At 66.4% G+C, this 20,113-nt stretch carries 22 protein-coding genes; 16 read left to right on the top strand and 6 right to left on the bottom strand.

The features are described 5' to 3' along the window. Positions 1-35 precede the first annotated feature (35 nt). The 6 genes from coaBC to ACOXXX_RS04995 all read left to right on the top strand — a co-directional run bounded on the left by coaBC (position 36) and on the right by ACOXXX_RS04995 (position 6,536). Entirely contained in the window at positions 36-1,235 is a 1,200-nt protein-coding gene (coaBC, locus tag ACOXXX_RS05020) for a bifunctional phosphopantothenoylcysteine decarboxylase/phosphopantothenate--cysteine ligase CoaBC (protein WP_422825461.1), read from the top strand. 20 nt (positions 1,236-1,255) lie between these two features. Then, on the top strand, positions 1,256-1,693 hold the full coding sequence (gene dut, locus ACOXXX_RS05015) for a dUTP diphosphatase (protein WP_422825819.1): 438 nt from the start codon (positions 1,256-1,258) through the stop codon (positions 1,691-1,693). Then, entirely contained in the window at positions 1,693-2,736 is a 1,044-nt protein-coding gene (locus ACOXXX_RS05010; protein WP_422825460.1) for a HesA/MoeB/ThiF family protein, read from the top strand. Before dut ends, ACOXXX_RS05010 begins: the two co-directional genes overlap by 1 nt. Positions 2,737-2,798: 62 nt before the next feature. Next, positions 2,799-3,590 (top strand): transporter substrate-binding domain-containing protein, encoded by a 792-nt coding sequence (locus ACOXXX_RS05005; protein ID WP_422825459.1) that lies wholly within the window; start codon positions 2,799-2,801, stop codon positions 3,588-3,590. Positions 3,591-3,646: 56 nt separating this feature from the next. Beyond that, positions 3,647-4,438, top strand: coding sequence for an amino acid ABC transporter permease (locus tag ACOXXX_RS05000; protein ID WP_422825458.1), 792 nt, complete (start codon positions 3,647-3,649; stop codon positions 4,436-4,438). A 76-nt stretch (positions 4,439-4,514) separates the two neighbouring features. Further along, positions 4,515-6,536, top strand: a complete 2,022-nt coding sequence (locus ACOXXX_RS04995) for a M3 family metallopeptidase (protein WP_422825457.1) — start codon at positions 4,515-4,517, stop codon at positions 6,534-6,536. Positions 6,537-6,599: 63 nt separating this feature from the next. Here ACOXXX_RS04995 and ACOXXX_RS04990 read toward each other — a convergent pair whose 3' ends face one another. After that, positions 6,600-7,583, bottom strand: a complete 984-nt coding sequence (locus ACOXXX_RS04990; protein WP_422825456.1) for a TraB/GumN family protein — start codon at positions 7,581-7,583, stop codon at positions 6,600-6,602. Between the two features lie 72 nt (positions 7,584-7,655). On the opposite strand from ACOXXX_RS04990, the gene ACOXXX_RS04985 reads away from it, so the two are divergent. Further along, the gene (locus tag ACOXXX_RS04985; RefSeq protein WP_422825455.1) at positions 7,656-8,336 is read left to right on the top strand and encodes a DUF2161 domain-containing phosphodiesterase; all 681 of its coding nucleotides are present in this window, start codon (positions 7,656-7,658) and stop codon (positions 8,334-8,336) included. A gap of 69 nt (positions 8,337-8,405) precedes the next feature. Here the strand turns inward: ACOXXX_RS04985 and ACOXXX_RS04980 are convergent, their stop codons facing one another. Beyond that, a complete protein-coding gene (locus ACOXXX_RS04980; protein ID WP_422825454.1) occupies positions 8,406-8,696 on the bottom strand; it encodes a hypothetical protein in 291 nt (96 codons plus the stop codon). Positions 8,697-8,997: 301 nt separating this feature from the next. Between ACOXXX_RS04980 and ACOXXX_RS04975 the strand changes: the two genes are divergently transcribed. The 6 genes from ACOXXX_RS04975 to ACOXXX_RS04950 all read left to right on the top strand — a co-directional run bounded on the left by ACOXXX_RS04975 (position 8,998) and on the right by ACOXXX_RS04950 (position 15,114). Beyond that, entirely contained in the window at positions 8,998-9,309 is a 312-nt protein-coding gene (locus ACOXXX_RS04975; RefSeq protein ID WP_422825453.1) for a co-chaperone GroES, read from the top strand. A gap of 47 nt (positions 9,310-9,356) precedes the next feature. Further along, the gene (gene groL, locus ACOXXX_RS04970) at positions 9,357-11,003 is read left to right on the top strand and encodes a chaperonin GroEL (protein ID WP_422825452.1); all 1,647 of its coding nucleotides are present in this window, start codon (positions 9,357-9,359) and stop codon (positions 11,001-11,003) included. A gap of 110 nt (positions 11,004-11,113) precedes the next feature. Then, on the top strand, positions 11,114-12,721 hold the full coding sequence (locus ACOXXX_RS04965; protein ID WP_422825451.1) for a metallophosphoesterase: 1,608 nt from the start codon (positions 11,114-11,116) through the stop codon (positions 12,719-12,721). A gap of 39 nt (positions 12,722-12,760) precedes the next feature. Further along, positions 12,761-13,609: a DMT family transporter gene (locus ACOXXX_RS04960; protein ID WP_422825450.1), complete on the top strand. Its 849-nt coding sequence runs from the start codon at positions 12,761-12,763 to the stop codon at positions 13,607-13,609. Positions 13,610-13,747: 138 nt separating this feature from the next. Continuing rightward, the gene (locus ACOXXX_RS04955) at positions 13,748-14,392 is read left to right on the top strand and encodes a phage tail protein (RefSeq protein WP_422825449.1); all 645 of its coding nucleotides are present in this window, start codon (positions 13,748-13,750) and stop codon (positions 14,390-14,392) included. Between the two features lie 71 nt (positions 14,393-14,463). Further along, positions 14,464-15,114 (top strand): phage tail protein, encoded by a 651-nt coding sequence (locus ACOXXX_RS04950; RefSeq protein WP_422825448.1) that lies wholly within the window; start codon positions 14,464-14,466, stop codon positions 15,112-15,114. Between the two features lie 61 nt (positions 15,115-15,175). On the opposite strand, the gene ACOXXX_RS04945 is transcribed toward ACOXXX_RS04950, so the two are convergent. After that, positions 15,176-15,613, bottom strand: a complete 438-nt coding sequence (locus ACOXXX_RS04945; RefSeq protein ID WP_422825447.1) for an NUDIX domain-containing protein — start codon at positions 15,611-15,613, stop codon at positions 15,176-15,178. A gap of 62 nt (positions 15,614-15,675) precedes the next feature. On the opposite strand from ACOXXX_RS04945, the gene ACOXXX_RS04940 reads away from it, so the two are divergent. Further along, the gene (locus ACOXXX_RS04940; RefSeq protein WP_422825446.1) at positions 15,676-16,446 is read left to right on the top strand and encodes an esterase/lipase family protein; all 771 of its coding nucleotides are present in this window, start codon (positions 15,676-15,678) and stop codon (positions 16,444-16,446) included. Then, positions 16,436-17,581: an alpha-D-ribose 1-methylphosphonate 5-triphosphate diphosphatase gene (locus ACOXXX_RS04935; protein ID WP_422825445.1), complete on the top strand. Its 1,146-nt coding sequence runs from the start codon at positions 16,436-16,438 to the stop codon at positions 17,579-17,581. Before ACOXXX_RS04940 ends, ACOXXX_RS04935 begins: the two co-directional genes overlap by 11 nt. Positions 17,582-17,611: 30 nt before the next feature. Here ACOXXX_RS04935 and ACOXXX_RS04930 read toward each other — a convergent pair whose 3' ends face one another. The 3 genes from ACOXXX_RS04930 to ACOXXX_RS04920 form a co-directional block, all read right to left on the bottom strand. Next, complete coding sequence (locus ACOXXX_RS04930) at positions 17,612-18,685, bottom strand: 5-(carboxyamino)imidazole ribonucleotide synthase (RefSeq protein WP_422825444.1); 1,074 nt, start codon at positions 18,683-18,685, stop codon at positions 17,612-17,614. Positions 18,686-18,766: 81 nt separating this feature from the next. Continuing rightward, positions 18,767-19,261: a 5-(carboxyamino)imidazole ribonucleotide mutase gene (gene purE, locus ACOXXX_RS04925; protein ID WP_422825443.1), complete on the bottom strand. Its 495-nt coding sequence runs from the start codon at positions 19,259-19,261 to the stop codon at positions 18,767-18,769. A 55-nt stretch (positions 19,262-19,316) separates the two neighbouring features. Then, positions 19,317-19,541, bottom strand: a complete 225-nt coding sequence (locus ACOXXX_RS04920) for a YdcH family protein (protein ID WP_422825442.1) — start codon at positions 19,539-19,541, stop codon at positions 19,317-19,319. Positions 19,542-19,699: 158 nt separating this feature from the next. Between ACOXXX_RS04920 and ACOXXX_RS04915 the strand changes: the two genes are divergently transcribed. Beyond that, positions 19,700-20,113, top strand: coding sequence for an Hsp20 family protein (locus ACOXXX_RS04915; protein WP_422825441.1), 414 nt, complete (start codon positions 19,700-19,702; stop codon positions 20,111-20,113).

Genomic DNA, 20,113 nt, shown 5'->3' with positions numbered 1-20,113 from the left:
ACACTGGCGCAGGGCAGCGGACCAAAGGGGCGGCCATGCTTTCGGGCAAGCGGATACTTCTGATCATCGGTGGCGGCATCGCCGCTTACAAGGCGCTGGACCTGATCCGGCGGCTGCGTGAACGCGGTGCTGCGGTAACGCCCGTGCTGACCGCGGCGGCCGCGCAGTTCGTCACCCCCCTGTCGGTCTCGGCGCTGGCGGGCGAAAAGGTCTACACCGAGCTTTTCGATCTGACCGACGAGGCCGAGATGGGGCATATCCAGCTTAGCCGCGTGGCGGATCTGGTGGTCGTGGCCCCCGCGACGGCGGATCTAATGGCGAAGATGGCGCAGGGGCTGGCGGGCGATCTGGCGACGACCCTGCTGCTGGCCACGGATACGCCGGTGCTGATCGCCCCCGCGATGAACGTGCGGATGTGGGAACACGCCGCCACGCAGCGCAACCTGGCCACGCTCAGGGGCGACGGCGTGCGGGTCGTCGGCCCGAACGAAGGCGATATGGCCTGTGGCGAATACGGCCCCGGGCGCATGTCCGAGCCGCTGGAAATTGTCGCGGGGGTCGAGGCGGCGCTGGGGCAGGGCCCATTGCAGGGCCGCCGGGTGCTGGTGACATCCGGGCCCACGCATGAACCCATCGACCCGGTACGCTATATCGCCAACCGGTCGTCGGGCGCGCAGGGCAGCGCAATTGCCCGCGCGCTGGCGGTACTGGGGGCCGAGGTCACTTTTGTCACCGGCCCCGCCGGCGTGCCGCCGCCCGACGGCGTCGCGGTCGTCAGGGTCCAGACCGCACGGCAGATGCGCGACGCGGTGATGGCGGCCCTGCCGGCCGACGCCGCTGTCTTTGCCGCCGCCGTGGCGGACTGGCACGTGGTCGGTGACTCACGCTCGAAGATCAAGAAGGTCGCCGGAACCCTGCCGACGCTGCAATTCGCCGAAAATCCCGACATTCTGGCCGAGGTGTCGCAACTGGGGACCGGGCGGCCCAAGCTGGTGGTGGGCTTTGCGGCGGAAACCGACGATGTGGTCGCCAACGCCACGGCCAAGCGGGTGCGCAAGGGCTGCGACTGGATCGTCGCGAATGACGTGAGCCCCGCCACCGGCATCATGGGCGGAACCGAAAACGCCGTGACCCTGATCAGCGACGCCGGCGCCGAGGTCTGGGACCGTGCGGGCAAGGACGTGGTGGCGACCCGGCTGGCGGCGCGCATCGCGGATGCGCTGGGAAAGGGCTGAGCGTGGTCACGTTGCAGGTCATGTGGGATGACGGTGCGGACCGGTCGCTGGGGCTGCCGGCCTATGCCAGCGCGGGCGCGGCGGGCGCGGATCTGCGGGCCAACCTGCCCGATCGCGGGCGGCTGGTGCTTGACCCGGGGGCGCGGGCACTGGTGCCCACGGGGCTGCGGCTGGCCATTCCCGACGGGTACGAGGTGCAGATCCGGCCCCGCTCCGGTCTGGCGCTGAAGCACGGGATCATCCTGCCCAACAGCCCCGGCACCATCGACGCCGATTATCGCGGCCCCCTGGGGGTGATCGTCATGAACGCAGGCTCTGACCCGTTCGTGATCGCGCATGGGATGCGCATCGCGCAGATGGTTCTGGCCCCGGTCCTGCGGGCCGATTTCGCCACGGTCGAGGCGCTGCCGGACACCGCGCGCGGCGGCGGGGGCTTTGGCTCCACAGGGGTGAGCTGATGCTGCTGGTGTTGTTTCTGGCTGCGCTCTTGTGGGGCGTCGGGCATCTGATGGGCGCGCCGCGTCAGGCGCGGCTTTACATGATCGGGCTGCTATATGTCGCGGTCCTGGGTCTGCATCTGGTGCTGCCCTACGGCCATCCGATCCGCATGGCGACCGGCGAATCGGCCGCGCTCTGGCTGCTGCTGGGCGGCGGCGCGGTGCTGGTGCTGATCTACCGCTTTGGCCTGGGCAAGCTGCGGGCACGGGCGCGGGCGAAAGAGGCGGCAGAGGCCCCGCCGCCGCAGCCCGGCCGGTTCAGCGAGGCCGAGCTGGAGCGCTATGCCCGCCACATCGTGCTGCGCGAACTGGGCGGTCAGGGTCAGAAAAAACTGCACCAGGGCCGCGTGCTGGTGATCGGTGCGGGCGGGCTGGGCGCGCCTGCGCTGCAGTATCTCGCGGCGGCTGGGGTGGGCACCATCGGGGTGATCGACGACGACACGGTCGAGAATGCCAACCTGCAGCGCCAGGTGATCCACCGCGACCGCGACATCGGCATGCCCAAGGTTTTTTCCGCGCAGGCCGCGATGCGGGCGCAGAACCCGCATGTGACGGTGCAGCCCTATCATCGGCGGCTGACCGACGACATCGCCGCCGATCTGTTTGCCGACTATGACGTGATCCTGGACGGGACCGACAATTTCGACAGCCGATATCTGGCCAACCGCACCGCCGCCGCCCTGGGCAAACCGCTGGTGTCGGGCGCGCTCAGCCAGTGGGAAGGGCAGCTGAGCGTCTTCGATCCCGCCGGCGGCGCGCCTTGTTATCAGTGCATTTTCCCGCAGGCCCCCGCCGACGGACTTGCCCCGTCCTGCGCCGAAGCAGGCGTGCTGGGGCCGCTTCCGGGCGTGGTGGGTGCGATGATGGCGGTCGAAGCGGTGAAGCTCTTGAGCGATGCGGGCCAGCCTCTGCGGGGCGAGATGCTGATCTATGACGCACTTTGGGGCGAGACCCGGAAGATCGCGCTCAGGCGGCGCGCCGATTGCCCGGTCTGCGGCGGCTGAGGCTTGCGCGCGCCGCTGCCCGCGCCATACTGCGGGCGACAGCATGATCAGGGGAGAGTGACATGAAACATCTGGCGATCTGGACGGCGGCGGCGGCGGTCGCGGCGACATCGGCGTTTGCGGGCGGTCACCTGCCCGATCTGGACGGGCAAGAGGTCGTCGTGGCGACCGAAAACGCCTATCCGCCGCTTCAGTTCATCGAACCCGGCACCGGCGATGCGGTGGGCTGGGAATACGACGCCATGGCCGAGATCGCGGAGCGGATCAACATCACCGTGGTCTATGAAAACATCAGCTGGGACGCGATGATCCCCGCGGTCAGCGAAGGTCAGTTCGACATGGGCATGACCGGCATCACCATCCGCGAGGACCGTGCCGAAAAGGTCGACTTTTCAGAGCCCTACATGCGGTCGGAAATGGTGATGCTGGTGCGCGGCGACGAAGACCGGTTCAGCGATGCGACAGGCTTTGCCGCTGATCCAGACCTGCTGATGGCCGCCCAGCCTGGCACGACCCCGTTTTACGTCGGCGTCTACGAGGTGCTGGACGGCGACGAGGGCAATCCGCGGATCAAGCTGTTTGAAACCTTCGGCGCGGGCGTGCAGGCGCTGCGCACCGGCGATGTCGATCTTGTGCTGACCGATGGCACGGCGGGTGCCGGCTATGTGGAGGCCAGCGACGGCGCGCTCAAGATCGTGGGCAACAAGCTCGGGACCGAGGATTTCGGCTTCATCTTCCCCAAGGGCTCGGACCTGGTGGAGCCGATCAACGCCGCCATCGCCGACATGAAGGACGACGGCACCATTGATGCGCTCAACACCAAGTGGTTCCTGGATTTCAAGGTTGGCGGATAACGGCACGCGGGGCGGTGGGTTGAAAACCCACCCTACGACACCCGCGATGGCGCGGCATGGGGCCTGAACGTCCCGGCAAGGGCGATTTTCCGTGGTGGCTTCTGGCCGTCGCGGGGATCGGCCTTTGGCTGTTCTGGCGGGTCATCGCCGACGATCTGCACGCACAGATCCTTGGCACGCTCTTGCGTGGGGTGCAGGTCACGGTCTTCGTCACGCTGGTGGGGTTCGCGCTGGCTGCCGGTCTGGGGCTGATCATCGCGCTGATGTCGCTGTCAAAATCACTGATCCTGCGGCAGGTGGCGCGGTTCTACACCGAGGTGGTGCGCGGGGTGCCGATGCTTGTGCTGCTGCTTTACGTGGCCTTCGTGCTGGCGCCCGCCCTCGTGGAACTGCGCAACTGGGTGCTGGGGGCCGTGGGGATCGAGCCGATCCGAACGCGGGAATTCTCGCTCCTCTGGCGCGCGATCATTGCTTTGATGATCGGCTATTCCGCCTTCATTGCCGAGGTGTTTCGCGCGGGCCTTCTGTCGGTGGATCCGGGCCAGATCGAGGCGGCGAATGCGCTTGGCCTCAGCCCCTGGCAGAAATTCAGGCTGGTGGTTTTTCCGCAGGCGATCAAGACGATCCTGCCGCCACTCGGCAATGATTTCATCGCGATGATCAAGGACAGCTCTCTCGTGTCGGTGCTCGGCGTGCTGGATGTGACACAACTGGGCAAGGTCACGGCGGCGGGCAATTTCCGGTATTTCGAGACCTACAACGTGGTGGCGCTGATCTACCTGACCATGACCATCGGCCTGTCGCTGGCGCTGCGCAGGCTCGAGACGCGGATGCGGCGCACGCCCTGAAAGCGGCAAAGGGCGCAGGCCCGCGATTGCAACCGCCGGTCCGGGCACATAGCTATTGCGGCAAAGGAGAGCCTGCATGACAAATCCGCTTTTGACCGACTGGGACACACCCTTCCGGATCGCCCCCTTCGACCGCATTTCCGACGACGATTTCGCCCCGGCGCTGGATGCGGCGCTGGACACGCATCTGAAAGAGATCGCGGCGATCGCCGACAATCCCGAACCCGCCACCTTTGCCAACACGATCGAGGCGATGGAAGGCGCGGGCGAGGATCTGGACAAGGTGCTGTCGGTGTTCTTTTCGCTGGCCGGCGCCCATACGAACCCGGCACGTCAGGCCCTGCAGCGCGATTTCTCGCCCAAGCTGTCGGCGCATTCCTCGGCGATCTATGGCAACGAGGCGCTTTTTGCCCGGGTGCGCGACCTGTGGGAGCGGCGCGAGACGCTGGACCTTTCGGACGAAGAAGCCCGGGTGCTGATGCTCACGCACCGCGGTTTCGTGCGCGCGGGTGCGGCGCTGACCGGGGATGAGGCGGCGCGAATGAAAGAGGTGAAATCGCGGCTTGCCGTGCTGGGCACGCAGTTCACGCAGAACCTGCTGGCGGACGAGGCGGGATGGCACATGGCGCTGAGCGAGGACGATCTGGAGGGCCTGCCCGACTTCGTGCGCGCGGCGGCGCGGTCCGCGGGCGAGGATCTGGGGCAGGACGGGCCGGTGGTGACGCTGTCACGTTCGCTGATCGTGCCGTTCCTGCAATTCTCGCCGCGCCGCGATCTGCGCGAAGCCGCGTGGCGCGCCTGGACCGCGCGCGGCGCCAATGGCGACGACACCGACAACCGCGCCATCGCCGCCGAGGTGCTGCGCCTGCGCGAGGAACGCGCGAAGCTGCTGGGGTACGAGAATTTCGCGGCCTACAAGCTCGAGACCGAGATGGCGGGCACACCCGACAAGGTGCGCGATCTGCTGATGCAGGTCTGGACCCCGGCGCGGGCGCAGGCGCTGGCGGATGCCGAAGAGATGCAGCAGATGCTGCAGGACGACGGCGTGAACGGGCCGTTGCAGCCCTGGGACTGGCGCTATTACGCGGACAAGCGGCGGCGGGCGCTGCACGATCTGGATGAGGCGGAGCTGAAGCCCTATCTCCAGCTCGACCGGATGATCGATGCGGCGTTCGCCTGTGCCACGCGGCTTTTCGGACTGGAGTTCCGCAAGCTCGATGTGGCGGCCTATCACCCCGATTGCCGGGTCTGGGAGGTGCTGCGGGACGGCCAGCATCTGGCGGTTTTCATCGGGGATTACTTCGCGCGCGCCTCGAAACGCTCGGGTGCCTGGTGTTCGGCCATGCGCAGCCAGGCCAGGCGGCCGCGGGTCGAGACGCCGATCGTGATCAACGTGTGCAATTTCGCCAAGCCGCCGAAGGGGGAACCGGCGCTTCTGTCCTATGACGACGCGCGCACGCTTTTTCACGAATTCGGCCATGCGCTGCACCAGATCCTGTCGGATGTGGAGTTTGGATCGGTGTCAGGCACGTCGGTGGCGCGGGACTTTGTCGAACTGCCCAGCCAGCTTTACGAACACTGGCTCGAGGTGCCCGAGGTGCTGGCGGAATTCGCCACCCATGCCGAAACCGGCGCGCCGATGCCAAAGGCGCTGCTGGACAAGGTGCTGAAGGCCGCGACCTTCGACATGGGGTTCCAGACGGTGGAATACGTGGCGTCGGCGCTGGTGGATTTGGAGTTTCACGACGGCGCGCCGCCCGAGGATGTGATGGCCCGGCAGGCAGAGATCCTGGACGGGATTGGCATGCCCGAGGCGATCACCATGCGCCATGCGACGCCGCATTTCGCGCATGTCTTTGCCGGGGACGGATATTCCAGCGGATACTACAGCTACATGTGGTCCGAGGTGATGGATGCGGATGCCTTTGCCGCCTTCGAGGAGGCGGGATCGGTCTTTGACGAGGGCACGGCGGCAAAGCTGGAGGAGTTCATCCTGTCGGCGGGCGGATCGGCAGAGGCCGAGGAGCTATACCTCAAGTTCCGCGGCCGGATGCCGGGGGTCGAGGCGCTTTTGAAAGGGCGGGGGCTCGCCGCCTGATCCGAGGAGGCGCCGCAGGGGCCGAGGAGGCGCTCCTCCGCCCCGTGCGGGCGTCGTCGCGGATCAGAAGGGCTGGCGTTTGATGGCAAAGCCTTCGGCTTCGAGCAGCGCCAGCACGCCGTTCTTGCCGGGAAAATGTGCGGCACCCGCCGCCACCACGATGGGCTCGGGCCCGGCAGCGTCCAGGATCACCGGGATCCAGTCGCGGTTGCGCTGGATCAGCAGAAGCTCTTCCATGCTGTCGAACGCCGCGTCGATCTCGGCCTCGGGCAGGGGCGACGCACGGTACGACAGCAGCCGCATGACCTCCCACCCCTCGGCGGTGGATTCGTCCATGTAGCTCGAGATGATCGTGGCGAACATGTCTTCTGACATCTGGGTGTCGATGATCGCCGATTCCATCATCCTCACCTGTTCCTCCAGCGGCGCACTTGCGAAGACGGCGAATACCGTCCGGTAATCCTCGAGCGGGGCCATCGGCACATCCGCCGCCTCGGCGATGTCGGAGAGCCGTTTGTCGAGTCCGCGGCCCTCGGTTAGGGTCGCGGCGGCGCAGGGCGGAATGCCCAGCAGCATCGACAGGTACCAGGGCTGGAACTTGGCAGCCATGAAGGGCGGGATGCCGCGCGCCGCGACCGCCTCGGCCAGCGCCTCCCACGCCGCGTCGTCCATCAGTTCGGGCAGCGTCGTGTCGGTGAGCAGCAGCATGTCGGGATTGCTGGTCAGGTCGCGCTGCAGCGCCTTTTCGTCCGCCGGGGTCATTTCCAGAAGCAGCTTGCCCGCACCCTCGATCACCGGGCGCACCTGCGCCTCGGGCCCGTCGAGGCGCGGATCGTCCAGATGCACCGTACCGATCAGGTGGATGATCGCGTCGCCCCGCGTGGCGCGCCAGTGGTTGCCATTGGGAAAGGGGGTGTCGGCCACTGCCGCGTCCAGCTCCTGCCGCTCGGCCGTGGACAGGGTGGTGCGCAGATCGGTGCCGCCGCAGGAGGCGGCCGCCGAGGTGGCGATGGACAGGGTAAACAGAACAAGGGGCAAAAGACGCATCTTCGACGCTCCGTCAGGGTGGGGACATTGCCGGGCTTGTATGCCGCAATCGGGCGCGCAAGGATACCGGCGATGCAACGGGAAAGCGAACTTTATGCGCCGGTGAAGGCGCTGCTGCAGCGCCAGGGCTATGTGGTCAAGGGCGAGGTCGGCAAGGCCGATCTCGTGGCGACGCGCGGCGGCGAGGAACCGGTGATCGTGGAGTTGAAGCTGCGGCTCACGCTCGCGCTGTTTCACCAGGCGGTGGCGCGGCAGGCGCTATCCGATCTGGTCTATATCGCGGTGCCCCGGCCCACCGGCGCGCAGGCAAAACGCGCGCTCAAGGACAATCTGGCGCTTTGTCGGCGGCTGGGTCTGGGTTTCATCACCGTGCGTGGCGACGGCAAGGTCGAGGTGCTGTGCGATCCGGGGCCCTACGCACCGCGCAAGAACCGCAAGGCGCAGGCCCGGCTGCTGCGCGAATTCGAGCGTCTGCGCGGCGATCCCAACGACGGGGGGGCGACGCGTTATGGCATCGTCACGGGTTACCGGCAGGACGCGCTGCGCTGCGCCGCCTACCTGGCCGAACAGGGACCCAGCAAGGGCGCGACGGTTGCAAAGGCGGTGGGGGTGAAACCCGCCACGCGGATCATGGCGGACAATCATTACGGCTGGTTCGAGCGGGTGGAGAAAGGCATCTACGCGCTGACCGACACCGGGCGCGCCGGGCTGGTGCATTGGGCCGACAGTTGGGAGGAGGCATCCGATCCCTGACGAAGAACCCCCGCGCCGGTGAAGGGCACGGGGGTTGAACTGACTGCTGTCCGGATCAAACCGGCAGGATCAATTGTTGTCGTCTTCGGGCGGATTGACCGAGATGGTCGGCACTTCGACGTCGGCCTCTTCGGTGCTCACGTCCACATCGACATCAGGCACGGTGACCTGTTCGGTTTCGGTGCCCACGTCGACCGAGCCGACATCGGCGTCCAGTTCGGGCATTTCGCCGCCGTCGACCGACACGTCCACATCGGGCAGCGCGCCTTCGTCGGTCACATCCACGTCGACCATGTAAAAGCCGAATACGATGACCAGGACCGCGACGATGGCCAGGACGACCTTCATTACTGTGCTCATTTCTGTCTCTCTTCCGTTCTATAGTCTATGACATTTGCAAGGGTAACCTTTCAGTGATCGGTCTGGTTCCGGCGGGCGTGCGGAATTTGCGCGTGACCTGGGGAAAAGGCGGCGTGCCGGGCGGGGCGAAGGGCCACAAATCGCCTGGCAAAAAGCCGGCAAAGATTTTTGCGCATTCTCATGTTGACAGGGTAGAGGCCGATCCATACCTATGCGCCGTTAGCACTCGGCCAGGGTGAGTGCTAACGGCCCTGCCGAAGACGGGGGGCCATGGAAACTTTGAGCTAGGAGAGACTCGAAGATGGCATTCAAACCGCTTCATGACCGCGTGCTGGTCCGTCGTGTGGAAAGTGACGAAAAGACCAAGGGTGGTCTGATCATTCCCGACAGCGCGAAAGAGAAGCCCGCAGAGGGCATCGTTGTGGCCTGTGGTGAAGGCGCACGCAAGGACTCCGGTGAGCTGATCGAAATGGCCGTGTCCGCAGGTGACAAGGTTCTGTTCGGCAAGTGGTCCGGCACCGAAGTCACGGTCGACGGCGAAGAGCTGCTGATCATGAAAGAGAGCGACATTCTGGGCATCATCGAGGACGACGCTGCGGCCAAAGCCGCCTGAGCGACCGTTCCCTCTGACCCGATAACCGAAATACAGGAGATATCCAAATGTCTGCCAAGGACGTGAAATTCAATACCGACGCCCGTTCGCGCATGCTGAAAGGCGTGAACATCCTCGCTGATGCGGTCAAGGTGACCCTCGGCCCCAAGGGCCGCAACGTGGTTCTGGACAAGTCGTTCGGCTCCCCTCGCATCACCAAGGACGGTGTGTCTGTCGCCAAGGAGATCGAACTGGAAGACAAGTTCGAGAACATGGGCGCGCAGATGGTGAAGGAAGTCGCTTCCCGCACCAACGACGAAGCCGGTGACGGCACCACCACCGCGACCGTGCTGGCCCAGGCCATCGTCAAGGAAGGCATGAAGTCTGTTGCCGCCGGCATGAACCCGATGGACCTCAAGCGCGGCATCGACCTGGCCACCGCCAAGGTCGTCGAAGCGATCAAATCCGCCGCACGCCCGGTCAACGACAGCGCCGAAGTCGCGCAGGTCGGCACCATTTCGGCCAACGGCGAAACCGAAATCGGCCGTCAGATCGCGGATGCGATGCAGAAGGTCGGCAACGAGGGTGTCATCACCGTCGAAGAGAACAAGGGCCTCGAGACCGAGACCGATGTCGTCGAAGGCATGCAGTTCGACCGCGGCTACCTGAGCCCCTATTTCGTGACCAACGCCGACAAGATGATTGCAGATCTCGATGACTGCATGATCCTGCTGCACGAAAAGAAACTGTCGTCGCTGCAGCCGATGGTTCCGCTGCTCGAGTCGGTGATCCAGAGCCAGAAGCCGCTGCTGATCATCGCCGAAGACGTCGAAGGCGAAGCGCTGGCGACCCTCGTGGTCAACAAGCTGCGCGGCGGTCTGAAGATCGCAGCCGTCAAGGCACCGGGCTTCGGCGATCGCCGCAAGGCCATGCTGCAGGACATCGCGATCCTCACCGGCGGTCAGGTCATCTCCGAAGACTTGGGCATGAAGCTGGAAAACGTCACCATGGACATGCTGGGTTCGGCCAAGAAAGTGTCGATCACCAAGGATGAGACCACCATCGTCGACGGCGCTGGCGAAAAGGCCGAGATCGAGGCACGCGTGTCGCAGATTCGCACCCAGATCGAGGAAACCACCTCTGATTACGACCGCGAAAAGCTGCAGGAGCGTGTTGCGAAACTTGCAGGCGGCGTGGCCGTGATCCGCGTTGGCGGCATGACCGAGACCGAAGTGAAAGAGCGCAAGGACCGTGTCGATGACGCGCTGAACGCAACCCGCGCTGCTGTGCAGGAAGGTGTTGTCGTCGGTGGCGGTGTTGCCCTGGTTCAGGGTGCCAAGGTGCTGGCCGACCTCAAGGGTGTGAACAGCGACCAGAACGCCGGTATCGCCATCGTGCGCAAGGCGCTCGAGGCGCCGCTGCGTCAGATCGCCGAAAACGCCGGTGTCGACGGGTCGGTTGTCGCGGGCAAGATCCGCGAAAGCGAAGACCTGAAGTTCGGCTACAACGCCCAGACCGACGAATATGGCGACATGTTCAAGTTCGGCGTCATCGACCCCGCAAAGGTCGTGCGCACCGCGCTTGAGGATGCGGCGTCGATCGCCGGCCTGCTGATCACCACCGAAGCGATGGTGGCCGACAAGCCGCAGAAAGAAGGCGCCGGCGCCGGTGCCGGCGGCATGCCCGACATGGGCGGCATGGGCGGCATGATGTAAATCACGCCATCCGGTTGGATGACTTTGGGGGCTGCCTTCGGGCGGCCCCTTTTTCTTTGACAACCCACCGGGTTGGGTAAACCCTGAACGGGATTTGTTGGAGAATTGATATGCAAAAGATTGTAACCCTGCTGGCCGGTCTGGCCTGTGCCGCGCCGCTTTGGGCGCAGACATCGGAAGAGGCGGCGGACAAGACCGTGCCAATCGCCCATGTGCCCGATCCGGATCTGGACGGTCTGCAGGTCATGGCGATGTGGCAGCAGATCCTGCCCGACCCGGCGCAGCACTCCGGGCCCGCGCCGGTGACCGAGTTGCGGTATGTGCTGCATCATCCCAAGGACAAGGTGCCAGACGACGCCTGCCGCCCCGACGGCCTGACCCTTGTCGGCGCCAGCGCCGCGCCCGGGCAACGGGCAACGCTGTCCGGCTGGGCCGACAACCGCACGCAGATCTACGAGGCGACGGTTTGCACCGCCGCGCTGGACCCCGCGGCTGCCGAGATCGGCGTGATGCTGAACGGCAGCTACGCGGCGCTTTACCACGATCCGCGTTTCTATGACGACCAGCCCGCGCCGGTGGCGCGGATGCCGGGGCCTGCGGTTTTTGGCAGCCGGACCCCGGGCGGGCTGCGGGCGGTGTTCCTGTCCGACAGCGGCTGCCGGGGGCAGGACGGCACCGACCGCAGCAGCCGTTTCTGGCAGGACTGTTCAAAGATCACGCCCGAGGCAGAGCCGGGCAATCCTGACTGGACCTGGCCGTTGAATGCCCACTCTTGGGATGCGGTGGCGCAGGCGCCGGATTTTGTTCTGCACGGCGGCGATTACCACTACTATTTCGAGAAAGAGAGCTATTGGCAAAGCGGCAAGGGCGCCACCGCGCGGCTGGAATACTGGTTCCAGGAATTCCTGCTGCCCGCGCAGCCGCTGCTGCTGGCCGCACCGCTGGCGCCGGGGCGCGGCAATCACGAGGTCTGCGCCACCGCATGGTTCGGGGCGGGGTGGCTGGCGCTTTTCGGGCCGACAGGCATCGCGTCCTGCGACGGATCGGGGGCCTGGGGCCTGGGGATGTCGCTTGACAGCTGGTCCTTTACCGTGGCGCCGCGCGACGGATCGCTTGCGCCTTACACCGTCTGGATGATCGACAGCGCCAACACCTTTCTGGCCAAGACGCGCGGCGTCTATGACGCGCCCGGTACGACGGGGCGCGACAAGCTCTGGGTCACCCACTACCCGCCGGTGAAGAACGAATATTACAACCTCGGCGGCCGTCGGCACATCGGTGACGAAAGCAACCTGGCCGCCGTCAACGCGGCCCTCGGGGAGTGCACGGACAGCGGCGATTGCTGGCCCGATCTGGTGCTGTCGGGGCATCAGCACCTCTACCAGCATCTGTCGCTGACGGCGGTGGGGCTGGGCGATGCGGTGCGCAGCGATGTTCATATCGCGGGGCATGGCGGGGTGCGGATGGATGCCGACGGTCTGCCCGCCTTTGCCCGGAACGAGGACGGGCTGCGCGGTTGCAAGACCAGTTTCGCGGGGCGCACCGTTCTGGGCCGTACGGATATGGCGGCCGAGACGCAGACCGCCAGCGCCTATGGTTATCTGTTGCTGACCCGCGACGCGGCGGCGGCGGGCGGCTGGCAGGTGATGCCGCGCTGGTATCTGGCGGCGACGCCGCTGCAAGACGCGGCCGGCAGTTGCGACGTGTTTCCGAAATAGCGCTTTCGGCGGGCCACCGGGCGGGGCAGACTGCGCGGCATGGCCCTGTTTCTGTTGACCGCCCTTACCATGCTGGCCTTTGCCGCCAATTCCATTCTGAACCGGATGGCGTTGGTGGGCGGGGATATCGACGCGCTGTGGTTCGCGCTTGTCCGGCTGGTGGCGGGGGCGGTGACGCTGGCGGTTCTGGCGCTGGCCACGCGGGGGCGGCTGCGGATCGGCGGCAAGGGGCGGGCCGTAGGTGTGGTGGCGCTGCTGGTGTATATCTACGGTTTTTCAATCGCCTACGTGTCGCTTGATGCCGGCGTGGGGGCGCTGATCCTGTTCGGCGTGGTGCAGATCACCATGTTCGCGGGCGCGCTGATCGGCGGTGAGCGGCCCCCGGCGCGGCGGCTGGCGGGGGCGGGCATTGCCTTTGCCGGGCTGGTCTGGCTGCTTTGGCCCGCCGCGGGGCCGGTGGTCAGCCCGCTGCACGGCGCCCTGATGGCCGCCGCCGGGTTCGGCTGGGGCGTCTATTCGCTGACCGGGCGGGGCGAAACCGATCCGCTGCAGGCGACGGCGGCGAATTTCCTGCTGGCGGTGCCCTTTGCGGTGATCATCGCGCTGCTGACGCCGGTGGCCCCGGATGCGGTGCCCGCCACCAACCGGGGGGTGATTCTGGCGGTGCTCTCGGGCGCGGTGACCTCGGGGCTGGGCTATGCGCTGTGGTACAGCATTCTGCCGCGCCTTCAGGCCAGCGTCGCGGCGGTGGCGCAGCTGACCGTTCCGGTCATCGCGCTGGCGGGCGGGCTGGTCTTTCTGGCCGAGGTGCCGACGCTGGATTTCGTGCTGGCGGCAGCGCTGGTGCTGGGCGGCGTGGCGCTGTCGGTGCTTCGGCTGCGGCGCTGAGCGACCGCGCGCGGACGCCGGGACAATTTTTCCAAACGAAGGGTTTGCGCGAAAGCTTACGCTGAGTAAGGTGTGATCCAGGGTGATTTGACAGGCAGAGGTTGCGTCTTTCGCCCTTTTTTGAATCAGGAGATATCCATGAGACCATTTTCAACGTTACTCGCCGCCACCTGCGCGGCGGTACTGTCGATGTCGCCGGATGCGGCGAAGGCCGACTCGCAACCCTACATCGCGGACATCATGCTTGTCGGGTTCAACTTCTGCCCGCGCAACTGGCTGCCGGCCGAGGGGCAGTTGCTGGCGATCAGCAGCAACCAGGCCATGTTTTCGTTGCTGGGCACGACATACGGCGGCGATGGCCGCACGACCTTCGGCCTGCCGGACCTGCGCGGGATCGCGCCGGTGTCGGTCGGCCAGGCGCCGGGCCTTGCGTTCTATCGCGAAGGCCAGCGTCAGGGCAGGGAGCAGTACACGCTGACCGTGCTGGACCTGCCGTCGCACAGCCACATGGCGCAAAGCTCTGCCACGTCGGAGCTTAAGGCGACGACGACGCTGAACGATGTGCAGGCCCCGCAGGGCAACCGGATCGGTGAACTGCCCGCATTTCCCGCCTATGCGTCGACCGGTGATCTGACCGCGACGCTGGCCCAGGGGTCGGCGAGCACAGCCGTGACGACCCAGATCCTGCCGACGGGGGGAGGTCAGCCGATCAACCTACGCCAGCCGACGATCGCGATGAAATACTGCATTGCGCAGTATGGGCTATTCCCGCCGCGGTCATAGACCGTTTGCCGACCTTTCCAACCGGTCCGCAGGCCGGACCCAAGACAGATTATTTCTCAAAGGAATCCAAGATGTTCACGAAAATCACCCATGCCGCCGCCATCGCCCTGACCGCCGCAGCCACGATGATGTCGGGCACCGCGGCGCAGGCCGGCCCCGAGGCCTACCTGGGCGAGATCACGCCGTTTGCCGGCAATTTCTGCCCGCGGGCCACGCTGCCCGCAAATGGCCAGCTTTTGTCGATCGCGGAGAATTCGGCACTCTTCTCGCTTTATGGCACGATGTACGGCGGCGATGGCCGAACCACCTTTGCGCTGCCCGATCTGCGCGGGCGCATTCCGGTCAGCGCCGGCCAGGCGCCGGGCCTGTCGAATTATCGCCAGGGCGAGAGGATCGGCACGGAAATGGTCACGCTGAACCAGCTGACCATGCCCGCGCATACCCACCAGGCGCAGAGCACGGCGGTGTCGAACATGCATGCGACCACCAACACGACAGATGCGCCCAGCCCCAACGGCAACCGGTTCGGTGAATTCGCGCAAGGCAACGCCTATGCGTCGACCGGTAATCTGGACAGCACCCTGATCGAGGGGACAGTGACCACGCAGGTGCAGACCACCGTGCTCAACAACGGCGGGAACCAGCCCTTCTCGATCGTGCAGCCGGTGCTGCCGATCCAGTTTTGCGTGGTGACGCAGGGCATTTATCCCTCGCGCAGCTGATCGCAGGGGGTGGACCAATCAAAGCGGGCGGCCCGTCGGGGTCGCCCGTTTCTTTTGGGCGCTACCGGACGAGTGTTTCCAGCGGATCGTAGTGAACCCCATCGCCCCAGGCGATGTCGGGCAGACTGTCGGGCTTGAGCCGAATGCCCTGAAGCGCCCGGCGGTCGAACCAGCGCCTGCGGTCGACCACCGCCTCGGGATCCTGCCAGTCGTCGCTGAGCGTGCCCCCCGTCAGGGTGCAGCGAAAGAACAGATCGACCTGGTGAAAGCCGGTGTCGGGCTGGTGGAATTCGTTGACAAGGCAGGGCGCGCCAACGGCGATGCGCAGGCCGGTTTCCTCAAACACCTCGCGCATCAGGTTGTCGGGCAGGGACGCGCCACGCTCGACCCCGCCGCCGGGGGCGCACCACAGATCGCTTTGACCACCCGGGTAGGCATTGACCAGCAACAGCCGGTTTTCGTGCAACAGCACCGCGCGAACCGCAAGACGAGGCGTCATATCCCGGCATTCCCCCTTTGACGCTCTTTCATAGGCGGTGAAAGCGGCCTATCTCAAGCGGCATGCGTTATCTGCTGAGCCTTCTTCTGTTCCTGATGGCCGCCGCCCCGGCGCGGGCCGATTGCGTCGTCCTGCTGCACGGGCTGGCGCGGACAGAGGCGTCGTTCGCGCTGATGGCGCGGGTGCTGGAGGCGCGCGGATACACCACCGTTGCGCCGGGCTATCCATCGACAACGGCGCGGGTGCAGACGCTGGTCGAGGAAACCCTGCCTGGGGCGGTGGCGCAGTGCGGCGACGACCGGGTGCATTTCGTCACCCATTCCATGGGCGGCATCCTGCTGCGGGTCTGGCTGGCCGAACAGCGCCCGGCCAACCTGGGCCGGGTGGTGATGCTGGCCCCGCCCAACCACGGCAGCGAACTGGTGGACGAGTTGGGCGGGCTGGAGCTGTTCGAGTGGATCAACGGCCCGGCGGGTCAACAGCTGGGCACCGGAGACGACGATCTGCCCGCGCGCCTGCCGCCGGTGGATTTCGAACTGGGGGTGGTGGCGGGCACGCGCTCGCTCAACCCGATCTATTCGACGCTCATTCCGGGGCCGGACGATGGCAAGGTGTCGGTCGCCTCGACGCGGGTCGAGGGCATGACATCGCAGATCATTCTGCCGGTCACGCATACCTTCATAATGCAGGCCCCCGCGACGATTGCGCAGACGCTGCTGTTTCTCGAGGAAGGGCGGTTTGACGGGCGTCTTGACTGGACGACCGTGCTGAGCCGGGCCGAGGTGGCCTGCGTCTTTGGCCTGTGCGAGGACGACGCGGCCGATGGGAATTGAGCTTTGCCTTGACGGCGCCCGTGTGCTGCGGCCCGAGGGCTGGGATGCGGCGCCGCTGGCGATTTCGGGTGGCGTGATCGCCGATGCGCCGGTCGGGCGGCGGGTCGATCTGGCCGGGTTCGATGTGCTCCCGGGGATCGTCGATCTGCACGGTGACGGGTTCGAGCGGCACATGGCGCCGCGCCGGGGCGCGCTGCGCGAGGCGGGCAGCGGCGTGCGCGCCTGCGCGGCGGAGCTGGCGGCCAACGGCATCACCACGGCGGTGCTCGCGCAGTTCTTCAGCTGGGAAGGCGGGATGCGCGGCCCCGAGTTTGCTGAGCATGTGTTTGAAAGCGTGGCCGAGGTCGCGCCGACGGTGGCCACTGATCTGCGGCTGCAACTGCGGCTCGAGACGCATCTGCTGGACGACTACGCCCGGGCCGAGGCGGCGGTGGCGCGCTTTGCCATCCCTTACGTGGTGTTCAACGATCACCTGCCGCACGACCGGCTGGCCGAGGGGCGGCGCCCGCCGCGCCTGACCGGTCAGGCGCTCAAGGCCGGGCGCAATCCCGACGCGCATTTCGAGATGCTGCTGGCGCTTGAATCGCGGGCGGCAGAGGTGCCGGGGGCCTTGGACGGGTTGTGCGCCCGGCTGGCGCAGACGGGTGTGCGGCTGGGCAGTCACGACGACCCGACGCCGGAGGTGCGGGCGGCATGGCGCGGGCGCGGGGTGGTGATTGCGGAGTTTCCCGAGACCGCCGAGGTGGCAGAGGCCGCGGTGGCGGCGAGCGAGCCGGTGATTCTGGGCGCGCCCAACCTGGTGCGCGGGGCGAGCCACAAGGGCAACGTGTCGGCCCTGGACCTGGTGGAGGCGGGGCTGGTGACGGCGCTGGCGTCGGATTATCACTATCCGTCGCCGCTGCGCGCGGCGCAGCGCATCGTGGAATTGGGCGTGGCCGGGATGGCGCAGGCCTGGGCGCTGCTGGCATCTGGCCCGGCATCGGTTCTGGGGCTGCAGGATCGCGGCGCGCTTGTGCCCGGGCGGTGCGCCGATCTGCTGGTGCTGGAGCGCGACACGCAGCGGGTCGCGGCCTGCTTTGCCCGCGGCGAGATCACCTATCTCACCGGGCCGCTGGGGGCGCGGCTGCTGGGCTGAGCCGCTCCTCCGCCCGGCTGGGCGTCTTCGCTATTTCGCCGGGCTGACGTGGTTCACGTGGCCCATCTTGCGGCCCGGCTTGACCTCGGCCTTGCCGTAAAGATGCAGCGCGGCATGGGCGGTTTTCGCCAGATCGGGCACGCGGTCCAGATCGTCGCCGATGAGGTTCTCCATCCGCACATCGGAATGCCGGGTGCCGTCGCCAAGGGGCCAGCCGGTGATGGCGCGGATGTGCTGTTCGAACTGGTCGACAGCGCAGCCGTTCTGGGTCCAGTGACCGGAATTGTGCACGCGCGGCGCGATCTCGTTCACTACGAGGCCTTGCGGCGTCACGAAAAGCTCCACCCCCAGAACGCCCACGTAATCGAGCGCGTTGAGGATGCGCGCCGCCAGTAGTACGGCATCAGAGCGCTGCGATGCACTCAGCCGGGCGGGGACCTTGGTGGTGCGAAGGATGCCGCTTTCGTGGACATTCTCGCCCGGATCGAAACAGGCGACCGACCCGTCGAGGCCGCGCGCGGCGATCACCGACACCTCGTGGCTGAAGTCGACGAAGCCTTCGAGGATGAGCGGCGCGCCCTTGAGATCGTCAAAGGCGGCGTCGGCATCGGCCTCGGCCATGATCCGCGCCTGACCCTTGCCGTCATAGCCAAAGCGGCGGGTCTTGAGGATCGCGGGCGCGCCGATGTCGGCCAGGGCGGCGGTCAGCGCGGCGCGATCGGGGACATCGGCGAAGGGGGCGGTGGTCAGGCCCAGATCCTGCAGGAACCGCTTTTCGGTGAGCCGGTCCTGTGACACGCGCAGCGCCTCGCGCCCGGGGCGGATCGGGCGCAGATCCTGCAACAGGTCGAGCGCCGAGGTCGGGATATTCTCGAACTCGTAGGTGATCACGTCCACGGCGTCGGCAAAGGCCCTGAGCGTGTCGGTGTCGTCATAGGCGGCGGTGGTCACGGCGTGGGCCACATCGCCTGCGGGCGGGTTGGCGCCGGGCTCGAATATGTGGCTGCGGTAGCCCAGCCGGGCGGCGGCGACCGAGAGCATGCGGCCAAGCTGCCCGCCGCCGATGATGCCGATGGTCGCGCCGGGGGGAAGGGGTGTCGTCATGGGTCTGCCTGCCTGCTGCAACTGCGGTTGCCGGGGGTTCTAGGCCGCGCCTTGGGGGATGTAAAACCGCAAAGCGCGAGGCTAGTCGCGCACCGGTTCATCGGGGATCGACGCGGAAAGCTCCGCCCGCCAGGTGTCGAGGCGTTGCGCCAGGCCTGCGTCCTGCAGCGCCAGGATGCCCGCCGCCATGAGGGCGGCATTGGACGCGCCCGCCGCCCCGATGGCCATGGTCGCCACCGGAAAGCCGCGCGGCATCTGCAGGATGGAATACAGGCTGTCGACGCCCGACAGCGCGCGCGTCTGCACCGGCACGCCGATGACCGGCACACGGGTCTTCGACGCCATCATGCCGGGCAGATGCGCGGCCCCCCCGGCCCCTGCGATGATGACCTGAAGCCCGCGGTCCACGGCGGTCTTGCCGTAGTTCCACAGCCGGTCCGGGGTGCGGTGGGCCGACACGATGCGCACCTCGTGCGGCACGGCCAGCGTCTCCAGCAGATCGGCGGCCTCTTTCATGGTGGGCCAGTCCGATTGGCTGCCCATGATGATGCCGACTTTGACAGGCTCTGTGGTCATGTATGTCCTTGAAGTCTTTTATGAAACGCCGGGGGCGAGGCCCGCGCAGCCGCGCTCAGGCGATGATGTCGGGGGTCAGGCGATCCTCGATCAGGGCGATCTTGTCCTTGAGGTAGAGCTTTTTCTTTTTCAGCCGCTGCAGGGTCAGCTGATCTGCGGTGCCGCGCTCCTGCAGGGCGCGGATCGCCTCATCGAGGTCGCGGTGTTCGTGGCGGAACACCTCGAGCTCGACCCTGAGGACCTCATCGGTTTTCATCGAGATATCGCCGGGGGCGTTCATGTCTGGCGCTTCCGCTTGGGGGTTCGAATGCCCACGATAGCGCCTTCTGCGGGGCAGGCAAAGCCCTTGCAGAGCGGCATTCGACCACCCATATTAACCGAGCAGGGCCGCCGGAACGGGGCCTTTGCGGACGGTCGCTTGTGAAAAAGGACGTGTCGATGACCAAGATGACGCTGGGGTCCTATCCCCATATGCTGGGCTTTGAACAGCTTGAACAGTTGCTGGAGCGGACCGCCAAATCCGGCAACGAAGGGTATCCTCCCTTCAATATCGAACAAACCTCGGATTTTTCCTATCGCATCACCCTTGCGGTGGCGGGGTTTTCGGATGCCGATCTGTCGATCACGGTCGAGGACCGCCAGTTGGTGATCCGCGGGCGCAGCAAGGACGACGGCGCGGGCCGGGTGTTCCTGCACCGGGGGATCGCCGCGCGGCAGTTCCAGCGATCGTTCGTGCTGGCCGAGGGGGTCGAGGTGGGCGAGGCGACGATGGAAAACGGGCTGCTGCACGTGGACCTGACGCTGAACAAACCCGAAACCGTGGTGCAGACCATTCAGATAAGGAAGGGCTAG

It is taken from the genome of Thalassococcus sp. BH17M4-6 (assembly GCF_049323015.1).
Taxonomy (GTDB): Bacteria; Pseudomonadota; Alphaproteobacteria; order Rhodobacterales; family Rhodobacteraceae; genus Puniceibacterium.
This window is presented reverse-complemented; position numbering and strand designations above follow the sequence as displayed.

Excerpts from the sequence above, each read along its gene's own strand:
- dut (WP_422825819.1), top strand. The coding sequence starts at position 1,256 with ATGTGGGATGACGGTGCGGACCGGTCGCTGGGGCTGCCGGCCTATGCC.
- ACOXXX_RS05010 (WP_422825460.1), top strand. The coding sequence starts at position 1,693 with ATGCTGCTGGTGTTGTTTCTGGCTGCGCTCTTGTGGGGCGTCGGGCAT.
- ACOXXX_RS05005 (WP_422825459.1), top strand. The coding sequence starts at position 2,799 with ATGAAACATCTGGCGATCTGGACGGCGGCGGCGGCGGTCGCGGCGACA.
- ACOXXX_RS04985 (WP_422825455.1), top strand. The coding sequence starts at position 7,656 with ATGCAACGGGAAAGCGAACTTTATGCGCCGGTGAAGGCGCTGCTGCAG.
- ACOXXX_RS04995 (WP_422825457.1), top strand. The coding sequence starts at position 4,515 with ATGACAAATCCGCTTTTGACCGACTGGGACACACCCTTCCGGATCGCC.
- ACOXXX_RS04940 (WP_422825446.1), top strand. The coding sequence starts at position 15,676 with ATGCGTTATCTGCTGAGCCTTCTTCTGTTCCTGATGGCCGCCGCCCCG.
- ACOXXX_RS05000 (WP_422825458.1), top strand. The coding sequence starts at position 3,647 with ATGGGGCCTGAACGTCCCGGCAAGGGCGATTTTCCGTGGTGGCTTCTG.
- ACOXXX_RS04920 (WP_422825442.1), bottom strand. The coding sequence starts at position 19,541 with ATGAACGCCCCCGGCGATATCTCGATGAAAACCGATGAGGTCCTCAGG.
- ACOXXX_RS04945 (WP_422825447.1), bottom strand. The coding sequence starts at position 15,613 with ATGACGCCTCGTCTTGCGGTTCGCGCGGTGCTGTTGCACGAAAACCGG.
- ACOXXX_RS04950 (WP_422825448.1), top strand. The coding sequence starts at position 14,464 with ATGTTCACGAAAATCACCCATGCCGCCGCCATCGCCCTGACCGCCGCA.
- ACOXXX_RS04980 (WP_422825454.1), bottom strand. The coding sequence starts at position 8,696 with ATGAGCACAGTAATGAAGGTCGTCCTGGCCATCGTCGCGGTCCTGGTC.
- ACOXXX_RS04975 (WP_422825453.1), top strand. The coding sequence starts at position 8,998 with ATGGCATTCAAACCGCTTCATGACCGCGTGCTGGTCCGTCGTGTGGAA.
- ACOXXX_RS04990 (WP_422825456.1), bottom strand. The coding sequence starts at position 7,583 with ATGCGTCTTTTGCCCCTTGTTCTGTTTACCCTGTCCATCGCCACCTCG.
- ACOXXX_RS04935 (WP_422825445.1), top strand. The coding sequence starts at position 16,436 with ATGGGAATTGAGCTTTGCCTTGACGGCGCCCGTGTGCTGCGGCCCGAG.
- groL (WP_422825452.1), top strand. The coding sequence starts at position 9,357 with ATGTCTGCCAAGGACGTGAAATTCAATACCGACGCCCGTTCGCGCATG.
- ACOXXX_RS04930 (WP_422825444.1), bottom strand. The coding sequence starts at position 18,685 with ATGACGACACCCCTTCCCCCCGGCGCGACCATCGGCATCATCGGCGGC.
- ACOXXX_RS04915 (WP_422825441.1), top strand. The coding sequence starts at position 19,700 with ATGACCAAGATGACGCTGGGGTCCTATCCCCATATGCTGGGCTTTGAA.
- ACOXXX_RS04960 (WP_422825450.1), top strand. The coding sequence starts at position 12,761 with ATGGCCCTGTTTCTGTTGACCGCCCTTACCATGCTGGCCTTTGCCGCC.
- purE (WP_422825443.1), bottom strand. The coding sequence starts at position 19,261 with ATGACCACAGAGCCTGTCAAAGTCGGCATCATCATGGGCAGCCAATCG.
- coaBC (WP_422825461.1), top strand. The coding sequence starts at position 36 with ATGCTTTCGGGCAAGCGGATACTTCTGATCATCGGTGGCGGCATCGCC.
- ACOXXX_RS04965 (WP_422825451.1), top strand. The coding sequence starts at position 11,114 with ATGCAAAAGATTGTAACCCTGCTGGCCGGTCTGGCCTGTGCCGCGCCG.
- ACOXXX_RS04955 (WP_422825449.1), top strand. The coding sequence starts at position 13,748 with ATGAGACCATTTTCAACGTTACTCGCCGCCACCTGCGCGGCGGTACTG.